The sequence below is a fragment of the Rheinheimera sp. KL1 genome (genome assembly GCF_001275035.1).
Lineage (GTDB): Bacteria > Pseudomonadota > Gammaproteobacteria > Enterobacterales > Alteromonadaceae > Pararheinheimera > Pararheinheimera tangshanensis.
The window spans coordinates 36,500-50,177 of the sequence record NZ_LAMX01000032.1; the positions used below are offsets into that span (position 1 = coordinate 36,500).

Sequence of the window (13,678 nt, forward strand, 5' to 3'; positions counted from 1 at the left end):
TATGATGATGAGTTCTAAAGGTTTTATTCTGATCACTACTTTAATATTAATGCTGATCTTAAGTTGTATTAGCCTATCTATGCTGGTGCAAACACAATTAAGTCAAAAGTTGGCTGGCAGTGCCACTTTATCTTTTCAGCTTAAACAACACACTCAAAGTAAACATCTGCAGGAATTAAAGCAACTGAAGCAAAGTACGGCTGAATCTGACACTTTTGTTATAGCGCCTTGTCCGGCGAATTATGCGGCCTGGAGTGACTGGATTAGCAGCTGTGAGTGGTATCAGGTGCGGACTACAGAGCGTCAGGCTCACCATCACCATACAGTGACCAGTGTCTTAGTCAGGCAATCTCTGCCTGAAGGAGGCAGGGATGGAATTTTATAGATTAGGGCTTTGTTTGCTGCTGTGCAGTCAGCAACTTTTTGCTGATTCCTTCTGGAGTCATATTCCTGGTAAAGGTTCTGTTCAACTGACAGAGCTTAGTGCAGAGCAACATCAATCACTGGCACAACATCTGCAACTCGATGCTGAACAAACCACAGAGTGGTTGAATGAGCTGCCTACACTGTTGGAGACTATATCTTGTAGTACTGTGGATATTCAAGGTCAGCCTCTACCTGCGTATATCGACGCGAGTTATCAGTTGGTCAGCTATGCAGGCGCACTGAAGTTTCATACTGACGACAAAACAAAGCAGAGCATTTGGTGGCTGCCCTGGACATTATTACCTACATTGTCGCAATTGAAGACGCAACTGACGGATTTGAATAGCCATCTGCATCAGCCTTTACTGATCGCAGAGCAAGAGCTTGGAATAAAAGGTCAGCTGATCATCGTCAGCGGCAGCAGTATCAGCCAGCCAGCCTATTTTGCGTTAAAGCTCGATAGTCTCGCAAACCTTGAACTTTTATGGAGTTTGAGCGCGTCTGCCCCCGGATTCACTGATTTAGCCGGAGCTGTGGGGCAGCCGCTATTGATTGAGCAGCAAAAGGGCAGCCCTGGGTTATCGCTTTTGTTAGCAAATACGGCCGCAAAAGATCCAAAAACGCTGATTTACAAGGTCGATATGATGACGGGGCTGCTGCAAGCCAAACTAGCGGCCGAACAGAATATATCAGGCGTGTCCGGAGCTATGGCTCTTTCTGATCAAAACAGGGATTCAGTCTCAGATAGTCTGGTATTCGGTAGCACTGCCGGTCAAATCTGGCAGGTTCAGCTGGAACATAATCAGTTTTATCAGCTACGGGCTGTTGCTGATTTATCTGCGCTAAATTTCAGCGATATTCAGTTTATCCGCACTTTGTATGCCGCCGTGCCTGTCGGAGGAGCAGGCAGTGATTTTCATTCGAGACGCAGCCAATGGCTGGTGTTGTTGGGAGCTTTAAGGCAACAAAATACAGTGTTTGTAGTACTGAAAGCACAAAGTGAAGACGTTTCGTCATCGTCTGATTTAGTCGACAGAACTTTACCTGAGTCACCCGAACTTGCCTTATTAACGTCACAGCATTGGCAACACATTCAGCAAAAAAATGGCTGGTTCAGTCAACTGAGCGGGCGTTTGACTCATATACCTGTTGTTGCCGCCGGAGTGATTTATCTCAACCTTCTGAAGCCAAATACAGAGCAGCTATGCAATATAGAACAGAGCAGTTCTGCCTTAATGGCTTTGCATTTACATCATGCCTCTGCTGTTTATCGCCAACCGAGCTTACCTCTGGATCATGCCGCAGGTGCGTTGAAGGTCAAAGCAAATACGCAAGGAGGTTTTGCCCTGATAGAGCAGCATCGTCAGCAGGTTCTGATTGAGACTATGCTGGAGATCAGTCCTGATTGCACTCATTGCAGCAAAACAATTCAGCGAGATAGCTTCCCGCGTTGGCAGTTAATGGGCACCTACCATAATGAAGAAGGAGCTTATGAATGAGCCGCACACCGCATGGATTTGGTTTCATTGAGTTGTTAGTGGTATTAGCCATTTTAGCTATTTTGGCCTCTGTTTTGATGCCGGGTTATCAGGAGCAGGTACTTAGAAGTTACAGAACCGAAGCCATGCAGACCTTGCTCAAAGTGGCTGGTTTACAAGAGATGTTGTTAGTTGATCAGAGACGATACAGCGCGGATTTGACCGAGCTGGGCTTTGCCGCTAAACAGTTTGTGACCGAATCTGGCCGTTATAAAATTAGTGCTCTGGTTACCGAGCAAGGCTACCAGCTCAAAGCTCAGGCGCAACAAGCTCAGACTGAAGATAAAAACTGTCAGGTGTTTTTACTAAACAGCTATGGTCAAAAAAGTAGTGAACCAGACTCTGTCTGTTGGACTTATTAATAAGGACATGGCTTGTTTTCCTGCCATAAACGGCTGCGTCCAGCCTGACTGATGGTTAATCTGAAATGCCAGTGGTAGGGCGTTTTGCTGCAATAGACAAAAGTACCGGATTCGAGTAAATCCAGACTGCCGTCTCTGCGGAACTGCAGTGACGGTCTGTTGTAAAATAGCTGATGGCTCTGGACCGGATGTTTTAGCTCTCTTAGTAATACATCCTGCCAATTTTGTAAGGCTTTTTGATGCAATTGAATGGGAGCCGAGTTCCAGTCTGAACTGCAGACTACGCCGTGGCGAGGACAAAGTTGCACCTGGTGTTGTTGGGCTATCGCATGCACTCTGGCATAGGCTAAATGCTGGCTGAGCTGGCGCATAAAATGTTCCGCCTGCAAGCGTTGCCATAGTTCCCTCAAATCAGGCATGCCTATAGTGGCGACCAGGGACAGAATAGCCAGAACTAATAGCAGCTCAATCAGGCTAAAGGCCGCAGATGTTTTTGGGCGCTCAGCTGTGTTCATCTAAGAAAACACCTGTGTGGATCCATCTGACCTAGTTTAGTTGCATTTATGTTAAATATCTAAAATCGAAATGGTAGAGCGCTTATGACGATGCTTGATTGAGTCCGGCAGCAAAAATCGCTACCATAGTGGCAGTTTTTTCATCCTTTAGTGCAGGTTCAGATGTCCTCTGCTGTCTCTATTACCCTGGTGCAGCAGCCCTTTATTGTGGCTGCTGTGGCGCAAAACACTGCAAAAGTGCTGGAGATTGCCACAGGCAGTCAAAGCGATTTGTTGTTATTCCCTGAGCTGACTTTAACAGGCTACCCACCAGAAGATTTATTACTGCGTGGCGACTTTCAATTACTGGTCGAGCAAAGCCTGCAGCAGATTTGTGCGGCAAAGTTGCCAAATACACTGGTTGTCGGTCACCCGTGGCGCGATGGCGAAGCTTGTATAACGCTGCTTCTGTGATTCAAAAGGGTGAAGTGATCGCACGTTATTACAAACAGGCGCTGCCTAATTATGGCGTGTTTGATGAAAAACGTTATTTCACTGAAGGCACTGAAGCCTGTTGTTTTGAGCTCAAAGGCCAACGTTTTTCAGTACTGATTTGCGAAGATGTCTGGCAAGGCGCTCCGGCCGCTTTAGCCAAAGAACAGGGCGCCGACTGGGCTTTGGTATTAAACGCCTCCCCTTATGAAATAGGCAAAGCAGCGCAGCGCGAAGAGTTATTGCAAACTTTAGCCAAACACCTGCATTTGGGTTTTGTTTATGTCAATCAGATGATGGGGCAGGACGAGCTGGTGTTTGATGGTCAGTCGCTGGTGGTTAGCCCTGATGCACAATTGCTGTTTCGTGGTAAAGCCTGCGAGCGCGAACTTGCAACCGTCAATTTAGCAGCTCGTGGTCAGCATTATGGCCAGGTTGAGCTAACACCACGCTTATCGGTTGAAGCTGAGGTGTATGCCGCTTTAGTGATGGCGACCCGCGATTATATTCAGCACAACGGTTTTCCTGGCGCAGTGCTGGGGCTATCCGGAGGTATAGATTCGGCCTTAACGCTGGCGGTAGCAGTAGATGCGATAGGCGCAGATAAAGTACAAGCCTTAATGCTGCCTTTTGCTTATACCTCGTCGATGAGTGTGGAAGATGCTAAAGCTCAGGCGCAAGTGATGGGGGTTGAGTTTGATTCCGTCTCTATCGAACCTATGTACAACAGCTTTATGTCGCAGCTTACGCCTTTGTTTAAAGGCCGTAGCAAAGACACCACAGAAGAAAACCTGCAGGCCCGTATCCGCGGTGTGCTGTTAATGGCGATGTCGAACAAAACTGGCCGTATGTTGCTGACTACAGGCAATAAAAGTGAAAACGCTGTAGGCTACTGCACTTTGTATGGGGATATGTGTGGTGGTTTTGCGGTGATTAAAGATGTGCCAAAAACCCTGGTGTATCGTTTAGCAGCTTATCGCAACAGCCTCTCGCCTGTGATCCCACAACGAGTGATCGACAGACCCCCATCTGCTGAACTGGCGCCGGATCAAACCGATCAGGACAATCTGCCGCCTTATGATGATTTAGACGCAATGATTGAAGCTTATGTCGAACACGACAAGTCACTGCCCGCCATAGTGGCTATGGGCTATGATGAAGCTACAGTACGCAGAGTGTTGAATTTAATCGACATTAACGAATATAAAAGACGCCAGTCGGCCGTAGGTCCAAAAGTGACCAGCCGCAACTTTGGTAAAGACAGAAGATACCCCATCACATCGTGGATGCGGAAACAGCGCTGAGGAAGTCATGAAAAAAGTTGAAGCTATTATTAAGCCGTTTAAATTAGACGATGTACGCGAAGCTCTGGCCGAAATTAATATCACCGGCATGACAGTGACTGAGGTCAAAGGTTTTGGTCGGCAGAAAGGCCATACTGAACTGTACCGCGGTGCTGAGTATATGGTCGACTTTTTACCTAAGGTGAAAATTGAACTGGTGCTGCCGGACGAGCAAGTGGAACGTTGTATTGATGTGATTATCAAAACTGCGCAAACAGGCCGCATTGGTGATGGCAAAATTTTTGTGTTTGATGTCGAGCGTGTCATTCGTATCCGCACAGGTGAAGAAAACGAAGACGCAGTGTAAAACCAGGCGTTAATAAAAAGGGGGGAAAGCCATTGGCTTTGCCCCCTTTTTCGTTAGATCTTTTTGTATTTAATGCGGTGCGGTTGCATTGCATCACTACCGTAAGTGGCTTTCATCCAGGTCTCGTAGTCTGAATAGTTACCTTCGAAGAAGTTCACTTTGCCTTCGTCGCGGTAGTCCAGAATATGAGTGGCAATACGGTCCAGGAACCAACGGTCGTGCGAGATCACCATGGCGCAGCAGGGAAGTCGAGGATAGCGTTTTCCAGAGCACGTAAAGTCTCCACATCCAGATCGTTGGTTGGTTCATCGAGTAACAGCATGTTGCCGCCAGCTTTTAACAGCGCAGCTAAATGCACACGGTTACGCTCACCACCAGACAATTCACCGATAAACTTCTGCTGATCGTTGCCTTTAAAGTTAAAGCGACCGACATAAGCACGGCTTGGAATTTGGAAGTTACCTATCTGCAGAATATCCTGACCGTTGGAGATTTCCTGCCACACGGTATTTTTAGGATTCATGCTGTCACGGAACTGATCCACGCTAGCGATTTGTACGGTTTCACCCACTTCAATGGTACCAGCGTCCGCTTGTTCCATGCCGGTGATCATCTTAAACAGCGTCGATTTACCTGCACCGTTCGGGCCGATAATACCCACTATGGCGCCTTTTGGAATACTGAAGCTTAAATCGTCAATCAAGACGCGGTCGCCAAAGGTTTTACGCAGGTTTTTCACTTCCAGCACTTTGTCGCCCAAACGAGGTCCTGGCGGAATAAACAGCTCGTTGGTTTCATTACGTTTCTGGAAGTCCTGGCTTTGCAGTTCTTCAAAACGCGCCATACGAGCTTTGGATTTGGCATGACGGCCTTTAGGATTGGTACGAACCCACTCCAGTTCTTGCTTTATAGAGCGTTGACGCGCGTTTTCGCTGCGTTCTTCCTGTTCCAGGCGGGCATCTTTTTGCTCTAACCAGGACGAGTAGTTACCTTCCCACGGAATACCTTCACCGCGGTCCAGCTCTAAAATCCAACCCGCGACGTTATCGAGGAAATAACGGTCGTGGGTAATAGCCACCACAGTGCCTGTGTAATCGTGCAGGAAACGTTCTAACCAGGCCACAGATTCAGCATCCAGGTGGTTCGTCGGTTCGTCCAGCAGCAGCATGTCTGGTTTCTCTAACAATAAACGGCAAATGGCGACACGGCGGCGTTCACCACCTGATAAGTGTTTGATCAGAGCATCCCAGGCTGGCAGGCGCAACGCATCGGCAGCACGGTCGAGAATATTGTCGAGGTTATGACCGTCTTTGGCTTGAATAATGGCTTCCAGCTCACCTTGTTCACGGGCTAAAGCATCAAAATCTGCATTTTCTTCGGCGTAGGCAGCGTACACCTGATCCAAACGGGTTAAGGCGTTTTTCACATCAGCGACAGCTTCTTCCACCACGGCCCTTACAGTTTTTTCCGGATCCAGTTCTGGTTCCTGCGGCAAATAGCCAATATTGATACCGGACAAAGCACGGGCTTCACCGTCAAACTCTTTATCCACACCCGCCATAATGCGCAATAAGCTGGATTTACCTGAACCGTTTAAACCTAAAACACCAATTTTTGCACCAGGGAAAAACGACAGCGAAATGTCTTTTAAAATAGTGCGCTTGGGCGGCACTACTTTCGACATGCGGTACATGCTGTAAATATACTGAGCCATAAGAGTCACTCATCTTGTTGGTTAGAATGCGGCAATTGTACGTTATTTTTAAAAAACAGGGGAACAGCGCCTTGCAGGAAAGGGGATTTTAATTCGTCTTTAATCTGGTTTTCTGCTCTAATAGTGCCAATTCAACTTAGTGTTCAGAGAAAGGTGGTTGCCATGGGCGAATATTCACATGATCCGGTGTTTCAAAATTTTATTGCAGAAGCCAAAACCCATGGTGTGGTTTGGACTTTAGCAAACGGCGAAGATTTGCTGGTGGTCGAGTCTGTTGATTTTGAAGATACAGACGTGATGCCATTCTGGTCTAGTCAGGAAGCAGCTTTAGTACACTGTTCAGACGAATGGTCAGACTACAAACCAGAAGCTATTCCGCTGGATGTATTCTGTGAAGGTTGGTTACAAGAGATGTACGACGACGGCGTACTGATCGGCACCAACTGGGATGAATCGTTAAATGGCCCTGAAGTAGAGCCACGTGAAATTTTAGAAGCTTTGGCTTTAGTGCAATAAAGTTTTCAAATGAAACAGGCGACGCAAGTCGCCTTTTTTGTATCTGCATGAATTTTATCTCGGCGTGAAATAACAGCCTCTGATGGACGGTCTGTTGTTATCACTCAGATCCAGCATCTGACTTGGTCCGTATCAGTTCACATCGTTTAATCACAGGAGCTAATAATGAAAACAATGAAGAAATTGCTGACTGCGACACTGCTGCTCAGCGCTAGTGGTGTCGCTTTTGCCAATAGCTGTGGCGAAATTTTGGGCCATTCACTGCCACAGTTACGTAAAAAAGAAACTTTAGATTTATGTGAAACCTACAAAGGCAAAACCTTACTGATTGTGAATACCGCCAGTAAATGTGGTTTTACACCGCAGTTTAAATCTTTGCAGTCCTTGTATGAGAAGTATAAAGATCAGGGCTTAGTGGTATTAGGTTTCCCGTCAGACGATTTTATGCAGGAGCATGACGACGCGGAAAAAACGGCTGAGGTCTGCTACATCAACTATGGTGTTACCTTTCCTATGTTTGCCACCAGCGCAGTACGTGGTGATGACGTGAACCCGGTATTTAAAGCCTTAATCGCCAAAACAGGTGAAAAGCCGTCCTGGAATTTTAATAAGTACCTGGTTAGCAAAGACGAGCAGCAAGTCAAACATTTTGGCAGCAAAGTCTCGCCCGATGATGCTGATTTTGTTAAAGAAGTTGAGGCTTTATTAAAAGCTGAATAGAGCACTTGCCTGCACAGAGGAAAGGTCAGCTGATGCTGGCCTTTTTTTATTCTGTTTGTTCACTATGAAGCCCGCTTGCTTATTCCTTTAGTGAAGTTTAATATTTCTTTTAGTTATTAAAACTATCTGGTTTGTTATGTCGGTTCTGGTACTGATTTCAGCTTTAATTATCGGCTTAAGCGTAGGTTTGTTGGGCTCAGGCGGCTCAATACTGACAGTACCTGTGCTGGTGCATTTAGTCCAGTTACCAGAAAAAGTGGCCATAGTCTCGTCTTTAGGCGTAGTGGCTCAAATCAGCTTTATCGCTTTATTGCCCTATCTGTGGCGCCGTCATCTTGATGTTGCATTATTTAAACGTTTTGCAGTGCCTGCTTTTTTTGGTACTTTGCTTGGCGTAGCTTTAGCGCAATGGCTGCACTCTTCTATACAACTGCTGATCCTGGCTGTTTTAATGTTGGGCAGCGCGGCCAATATGTGGCGCAAGACCATTTGGCAGTGGCAGATTAAGTCCTCTTGGTTATTAGTGGCTCTGGCCATGTCATTAGGTATGTTAACGGGTCTGGTTGGTGTTGGCGGTGGCTTTTTGATCGTGCCGTTATTGTTGGCGGTCACTGCTATTCCAATGTCTGGAGCTATAGCCTGTAGTCTGGCACTTGTTTTCCTGCAAAGCACAACTGGTTTTATCAGCCATTATTGGCTGATGTCCGCTCAGGGCGACACTTTACCGCTGGAGCTGATTGGCTGGTTAGGCTTGATAGGTGCTGCTGGCAGTTTGCTTGGAATTATCTTGTCTGCTTACATTCCGCAGTTATGGGTGCGGAAAAGCTTTTGCTCACTCTTGGTTGGTACAGCAGTTTCGCTGCTCTGGCCAATCATCCGCTAATAGTTCTGGGCCAGGTCAGGCGGATGGCTGGAAACCCTCATCCACTTCTGTCGCCTGATGGGTGGCAGCAACTCGTGCTAATTCATCACAACGTTCGTTTTCTGGGTGTCCGGCATGGCCTTTCACCCAATGCCAATTTACTTTATGTCCCTGACAGGCTGCATCTAAGCGGCGCCATAAATCCTGGTTTTTTACAGGTTCTTTTTGGCTAGTTTTCCAGTTGTTTTTTTCCAGTTAGCAAGCCACTGCGTAATACCCAAACGAACATATTGACTGTCTGTGGTTAAATCCACATCGCAAGGCTGCGTTAAACTTTCCAGACCGACAATAGCAGCCAGCAATTCCATGCGGTTATTGGTGGTTTGCTTGTAGCCTGCAGACATTTCTTTTTGGTGCTGTTGATAACGTAAAACTACGCCGTAACCACCAGGTCCTGGGTTTCCAAGACAAGAACCGTCTGTATAGATTGCTACTGTTTTACGCATCGATGCTTCCCACAACTGAAATCGGCGTATAATCTAACGTAAAAGCGCTAAGAACACGAATCAGAATGCTGAAAAGACAGATAGTACTCGACACCGAAACCACAGGCTTAAGTCCGCAGGAAGGCCATCGCATCATTGAAATTGGTTGCGTGGAGCTGATTAATCGTCGGCTGACCGGCAATAACTTTCATGTCTATTTACAACCTGACCGGCTGATTGATCAGGAAGCCATAGCGATTCACGGTATTACCAATGAGTTTTTAATTGGTAAACCACGTTTTGCCGACATAGCAGAGCAGTTTTGTCAGTATATAGCGGGTGCTGAACTGGTGATCCATAACGCCGCCTTTGACGTCGGCTTTATTAACCACGAGTTTAATCTGCTGCGTCCGGCACTAACGCCAGTCACAGATATCTGTGGTGTGTTGGATACATTAAAAATGGCGCGGGAAGCGCATCCGGGACAGAAAAACAACCTCGATGCCCTGTGCCGTCGTTACGACATCAATAATAGCCACCGTACCTTACACGGCGCCTTGTTGGATGCTGAAATTCTGGCTGATGTCTATCTGGCCATGACGGGAGGTCAGGTCAGCTTAAATTTAGCCAATGATGAACAAGCTGCTGCGCAGCAAAATGTAGTGGTAGGTCAACTGAAACGCACCAGCGTTTACCTGTGGTGTTTGCCTCTGAAGCTGAATTGCAATCGCATGAGCAGCGTTTGGATCTGGTACAAAAAAAGGGGGGGGCTGCTTGTGGCGAAATTAATTTCTCTGTTGCTGTTTTGTTTTAGTCTGCAGCTTTTGGCGCAAGATGCGGCTAAAACTGTTGAAGAACAGCCTGCGGTAGAGGATCCAACAGGGTTGAGTCTATTACCTGATCTGCCAGCCAAAAATCAGATCCCATTGTTTGATAACAGATTCCGCATTGACTATGAAGTGGAAGAGATAACTATGGTGTTTTTCCGCAAACGCGGTTCACCATCCATTATTTTAGTCAAACCTGATGGTAGTAAAATTAACGTCGTCAACGCAGAGGATCAGGATGTACAGTGGTATGACGATAGAACCTACGATTTGATCAAAATTAAGCAGCCGACTCCAGGCCCTTGGCAGGCAATAGGGCAAATTCTGCCTGAAAGCAAAATTATGGTGCTGACCGATATTGAGCTGAAAGTGGATCCGTTACCGCACCATCTGATGGCAGGTGAAATCATCAAAGTGACAGCAACACTGACGAATGGAGGAAAGCCGATAGTTGCCAAAGATTTCCGCGATTTATTGCGCCTGGATGTATTGTTTATCAGTAGTAATAACGCAGAGTACGAAAATTTTGGCGCAGGTGTGATTGAACTGACGACCTTTGCTGATGATGGACGCAACTTCGATGAAAAGCCACGAGATGGTATTTTTACCGGTGAATTTAAACTCGACATGAAACCGGGTCAGTGGCAACCCAAATTTATCGTGAAAACACCTTTGTATACCCGTGAAGTAGTCCAGGAACCAGTGATTGTGCATAAAAGCCCGATTAGCTTCGAGGTCGCTCAGGCCACAAAGGCGGAGGACTTGCACTGGCTAACCTTTAAAGTAACGGATCCGGTGATTAATCCGAAGTCTGTTGCGCTGCAAGGAAAAGTTCGTTTCCCTAACAATGAAGTGCAAAGTTTTACATTAGGCGAAAGTGCCGAGGTGGATAAAAAGCTAAAGATTGTCAATTACGCCAGTGGTACTTACAAGGTAGAAAGTACCTTATTTGCCCAAACGGTGGCAGGGCGTAATGTGGTGATCACCTTACCTCTTGCTTCTTTTGTCGCTGAAGTGATTGAACCCGAACCTGTGGCTCCCGCAGGTACCGAAACCAGTACAGAATCTGCTGCAGCAATTGAGTTAGCAAAGGCTTCTTTAACGCCTGCCGTCAGCGAGCCGGTTAAAGAGGAAGAAACCTCTTTTCCCTGGGTTTTAGTGATCCTGAGTAATATTGTGATTCTCGGCGGCGGTGGTTTTGCTATCTGGATGGTGGTAACAGAACGTTCCTTTAAAACATTGTTTGCGAAAAAGAATAATTCGATGGATTTAGATTCTATCGCGATGCCAGGGGCGGGCGAAGCAAAAATGACCAACCCGGCACAAAAAAATGGCAAGAAAAACGACATTCTGGAACTTTCTTTGCCGGATGATTAAGGAATAAACAAAAGCGGCAAAAAAGTCGTTGACGGCCCTCCGGTGAATCCGTATTATTCCCGCCGCAACGCAGCATACCCAATTGAAAATGCTGCGGTGTATTGGCGCGGAGCGGTAGTTCAGTCGGTTAGAATACCGGCCTGTCACGCCGGGGGTCGCGGGTTCGAGTCCCGTCCGCTCCGCCATTTTATTCTTGATGTATCCATCTGATTTAATTCAAGTTTATGCTAAAAATGCTGTGTTTCAAAACACGGTATTTCTGCATTTTTGGACACCAAAAGTCACCAAAGTGTCCAAAACGTGCCCAAAGCCTAAATCGGCCGGGGGTCAATTCTAAGTGGAAAAGACACCATTTAACGCCTGCTAATCCCTTCACATTTCGTTTACTAAAAGTCTCCGGCCTGATGTATATAAATCAATAAGTTACCAAATACACTTTGTAAAAAATACGGTGTCCAACGGTGACCAGAAAAATCGCATAATGCTGAGCTCAATTGTCATAAAAGTGAATATAAACAAGAAGATAGGAGGCTGATTTGGTGACCAATCAGGGTGACCAACTATGATGCTGTGATTTAAAGTTGGTGTTTTTATTTGTTATTAAAATCAGACACATACTAAGTATTTAATTCCAAATATCTTATTAGCCAGACAAGTTAAGAAAACTGCTTATTTCTCAAAGTTAATGTTTTTGCATCAAATGCAGGCCGAGGGTCAAAGGTTCCGTAATATTGTTTTTGCGTTAGATGGCTGCGGGCATTTAAAAGTAATTAATTAGGAGTCTTATAAACTGAGTCGTTCATGGTCATTCCCAATTGAACAAAAATATTGATTAAGTACCTAATTTTGCAGACTCTACTTTCGATACAATAACTTCCGGCTGATACACATAGGGGATTTCAACATACCCACCAGGTGAGTAGAGCCTCACGGTTGAATACCCAAAAACTCGACCAAAGACGCTAGTGATTACTTCGATGTTTTCTGAATTTTTAAACTCGAGAGTGTCTTTTACTCTTGGGGCTAAACCACGAAATACTGAGACTTTTTTTTCATAAAACTCAACTCGAACAGTAAATGGTTCAATTACACAGAACGAGTCTTTTAAAATATAGAGCGCTGGAAGCAAGAGCATGCTAATCAGTAAGTCCTGACTTCCGCTTGATGCTTCTATACTTTTTAACAGAAAATCAAAACCTTGATAAACAACAAATATGCCTAGTAGCCTTACTGCAATCTCGCAGGCTGCTTCTATTGCTCTTGCCCATTTTGCAGTTTTCAATACATCCACAGTTCCTCCGAAAGCAATGAGTGGCGTTTTTTAGCACCAAAAATATCAAATTCCACTTCGATTCCCTTACGATTCAATAAGAATAATTCAACGCCAGATTACAAGATCAACAGTACATAATTCAGGTTCGTAAAAAGCGAATGTCGGCTTGCCTGACTTACATACTTCTTCAGCAGTTTTGATGCAGTGCCATGCACGTTGAAGCTCTAGCCTAACTCTTTGGTTACGCATTGGCCGAAACACAATTAGACCTTCTCAAAAAAGTATGTTTTTTTTATACATGACTTCTATCTCTCAAGCTACGATGATACCCTTTCAACCAACCTATTTTAGTGACATTCAAGATGCTAACTGATTGCCAAATCAGTATGTTGCTTCTGAATAATCATCGCCTGGGTACCAACACTTTGAAAAGGATTTACATGCTTCAAGATATCAAAAAAACGCTTTGGTCTGCCGCTGATAAACTGCGTGCCAATGTTGACGCTGCTGAATATAAACATATTGCCCTTGGCCTTATTTTCCTGAAGTTTATCTCTGACTCTTTTGCTGGCCGCCAAAAAGAATTGTCCCGCCGTTTTGCTGATGCAAATGACGAGTTTTATATCGCTGATGCGGATGAGCAAACTATCCTCGAAGAGCTCGAAGACCGCGATTACTACAAATCGGCCAACGTGTTCTGGGTGCCGGAAACCGCCCGCTGGGAAGCCTTACGCGCCAACGCCAAGCAAGCCGATATCGGCAAGCGCATTGACGATGCGTTAGACGTCATCGAAAAAGAAAACCCAACCCTCAAAGGTATTTTAGATAAACGCTACGCCCGTGCCCCGCTGCCGGATGGCAAACTCGGTGAGTTGGTGGACTTAATCCTGAGGTATCCCCACAAAATATTTAATGAAAACAAAAAGATGAGTTAAGAAGGAA

General features: G+C 45.8%; 13 protein-coding genes, 1 tRNA gene and 2 pseudogenes. 12 read left to right on the forward strand and 4 right to left on the reverse strand.

What is annotated here, in order from left to right; all coding sequences use genetic code 11:
- The first annotated feature begins 1 nt into the window (after position 1).
- From WH43_RS17925 to WH43_RS17935, 3 genes are read left to right on the forward strand one after another with little or no spacing between them, the layout of a single operon-like run.
- On the forward strand, positions 2–385 hold the full coding sequence (locus WH43_RS17925) for a hypothetical protein (protein ID WP_053425937.1): 384 nt from the start codon (positions 2–4) through the stop codon (positions 383–385).
- The gene (locus WH43_RS17930) at positions 372–1,925 is read left to right on the forward strand and encodes a hypothetical protein (protein WP_053425938.1); all 1,554 of its coding nucleotides are present in this window, start codon (positions 372–374) and stop codon (positions 1,923–1,925) included. Before WH43_RS17925 ends, WH43_RS17930 begins: the two co-directional genes overlap by 14 nt.
- Positions 1,922–2,326 (forward strand): type IV pilin protein, encoded by a 405-nt coding sequence (locus tag WH43_RS17935; RefSeq protein WP_053425939.1) that lies wholly within the window; start codon positions 1,922–1,924, stop codon positions 2,324–2,326. The genes WH43_RS17930 and WH43_RS17935 overlap by 4 nt, the downstream gene beginning before the upstream one ends.
- On the opposite strand, the gene WH43_RS17940 is transcribed toward WH43_RS17935, so the two are convergent.
- Complete coding sequence (locus tag WH43_RS17940; RefSeq protein ID WP_053425940.1) at positions 2,323–2,841, reverse strand: GspH/FimT family pseudopilin; 519 nt, start codon at positions 2,839–2,841, stop codon at positions 2,323–2,325. The genes WH43_RS17935 and WH43_RS17940 overlap by 4 nt on opposite strands.
- A gap of 162 nt (positions 2,842–3,003) precedes the next feature.
- Between WH43_RS17940 and WH43_RS20950 the strand changes: the two genes are divergently transcribed.
- From WH43_RS20950 to glnB, 3 genes are read left to right on the forward strand one after another with little or no spacing between them, the layout of a single operon-like run.
- Complete coding sequence (locus WH43_RS20950) at positions 3,004–3,294, forward strand: hypothetical protein (RefSeq protein ID WP_286049998.1); 291 nt, start codon at positions 3,004–3,006, stop codon at positions 3,292–3,294.
- Positions 3,291–4,616 (forward strand): NAD+ synthase, encoded by a 1,326-nt coding sequence (locus tag WH43_RS17945; RefSeq protein ID WP_286049999.1) that lies wholly within the window; start codon positions 3,291–3,293, stop codon positions 4,614–4,616. Before WH43_RS20950 ends, WH43_RS17945 begins: the two co-directional genes overlap by 4 nt.
- A 7-nt stretch (positions 4,617–4,623) precedes the next feature.
- Complete coding sequence (glnB, locus tag WH43_RS17950) at positions 4,624–4,962, forward strand: nitrogen regulatory protein P-II (protein WP_053425941.1); 339 nt, start codon at positions 4,624–4,626, stop codon at positions 4,960–4,962.
- A gap of 53 nt (positions 4,963–5,015) precedes the next feature.
- Here the strand turns inward: glnB and ettA are convergent.
- Positions 5,016–6,676: pseudogene (ettA, locus tag WH43_RS17955) on the reverse strand (energy-dependent translational throttle protein EttA).
- Between the two features lie 162 nt (positions 6,677–6,838).
- Between ettA and WH43_RS17960 the strand changes: the two are divergent.
- The 3 genes from WH43_RS17960 (at position 6,839) to WH43_RS17970 (ending at position 8,795) form a co-directional block, all read left to right on the forward strand.
- On the forward strand, positions 6,839–7,192 hold the full coding sequence (locus WH43_RS17960) for a DUF2750 domain-containing protein (RefSeq protein ID WP_008900551.1): 354 nt from the start codon (positions 6,839–6,841) through the stop codon (positions 7,190–7,192).
- A 165-nt stretch (positions 7,193–7,357) separates the two neighbouring features.
- Positions 7,358–7,912 (forward strand): glutathione peroxidase, encoded by a 555-nt coding sequence (locus tag WH43_RS17965; RefSeq protein ID WP_152342894.1) that lies wholly within the window; start codon positions 7,358–7,360, stop codon positions 7,910–7,912.
- Positions 7,913–8,048: 136 nt separating this feature from the next.
- Entirely contained in the window at positions 8,049–8,795 is a 747-nt protein-coding gene (locus WH43_RS17970) for a sulfite exporter TauE/SafE family protein (protein ID WP_053425942.1), read from the forward strand.
- Between the two features lie 123 nt (positions 8,796–8,918).
- Here WH43_RS17970 and rnhA read toward each other — a convergent pair.
- Positions 8,919–9,280: pseudogene (gene rnhA, locus WH43_RS17975) on the reverse strand (ribonuclease HI); the annotation flags it as partial.
- Positions 9,281–9,345: 65 nt separating this feature from the next.
- On the opposite strand from rnhA, the gene WH43_RS17980 reads away from it, so the two are divergent.
- Together WH43_RS17980 and WH43_RS17985 are read left to right on the forward strand one after the other, a co-directional pair.
- Positions 9,346–11,463, forward strand: a complete 2,118-nt coding sequence (locus WH43_RS17980) for a TIGR03503 family protein (RefSeq protein WP_053425943.1) — start codon at positions 9,346–9,348, stop codon at positions 11,461–11,463.
- Between the two features lie 108 nt (positions 11,464–11,571).
- Positions 11,572–11,648: transfer RNA gene (locus tag WH43_RS17985), tRNA-Asp, on the forward strand.
- Positions 11,649–12,295: 647 nt separating this feature from the next.
- Here WH43_RS17985 and WH43_RS17990 read toward each other — a convergent pair.
- Entirely contained in the window at positions 12,296–12,754 is a 459-nt protein-coding gene (locus tag WH43_RS17990) for a PH domain-containing protein (protein WP_053425944.1), read from the reverse strand.
- Between the two features lie 368 nt (positions 12,755–13,122).
- Here WH43_RS17990 and WH43_RS17995 point away from each other — a divergent pair, with 368 nt between their 5' ends.
- Positions 13,123–13,671, forward strand: a complete 549-nt coding sequence (locus tag WH43_RS17995) for a type I restriction-modification system subunit M N-terminal domain-containing protein (protein ID WP_286050000.1) — start codon at positions 13,123–13,125, stop codon at positions 13,669–13,671.
- Positions 13,672–13,678 lie beyond the last annotated feature (7 nt).

Bases quoted from the DNA above. Each gene is read 5' to 3' on its own strand.
- WH43_RS17965 (WP_152342894.1), top strand. From the start codon at position 7,358: ATGAAAACAATGAAGAAATTGCTGACTGCGACACTGCTGCTCAGCGCT.
- WH43_RS17995 (WP_286050000.1), top strand. From the start codon at position 13,123: ATGTTGCTTCTGAATAATCATCGCCTGGGTACCAACACTTTGAAAAGG.
- glnB (WP_053425941.1), top strand. From the start codon at position 4,624: ATGAAAAAAGTTGAAGCTATTATTAAGCCGTTTAAATTAGACGATGTA.
- WH43_RS20950 (WP_286049998.1), top strand. From the start codon at position 3,004: ATGTCCTCTGCTGTCTCTATTACCCTGGTGCAGCAGCCCTTTATTGTG.
- WH43_RS17960 (WP_008900551.1), top strand. From the start codon at position 6,839: ATGGGCGAATATTCACATGATCCGGTGTTTCAAAATTTTATTGCAGAA.
- WH43_RS17925 (WP_053425937.1), top strand. From the start codon at position 2: ATGATGATGAGTTCTAAAGGTTTTATTCTGATCACTACTTTAATATTA.
- WH43_RS17970 (WP_053425942.1), top strand. From the start codon at position 8,049: ATGTCGGTTCTGGTACTGATTTCAGCTTTAATTATCGGCTTAAGCGTA.
- WH43_RS17980 (WP_053425943.1), top strand. From the start codon at position 9,346: ATGCTGAAAAGACAGATAGTACTCGACACCGAAACCACAGGCTTAAGT.
- WH43_RS17940 (WP_053425940.1), bottom strand. From the start codon at position 2,841: ATGAACACAGCTGAGCGCCCAAAAACATCTGCGGCCTTTAGCCTGATT.
- WH43_RS17930 (WP_053425938.1), top strand. From the start codon at position 372: ATGGAATTTTATAGATTAGGGCTTTGTTTGCTGCTGTGCAGTCAGCAA.
- WH43_RS17935 (WP_053425939.1), top strand. From the start codon at position 1,922: ATGAGCCGCACACCGCATGGATTTGGTTTCATTGAGTTGTTAGTGGTA.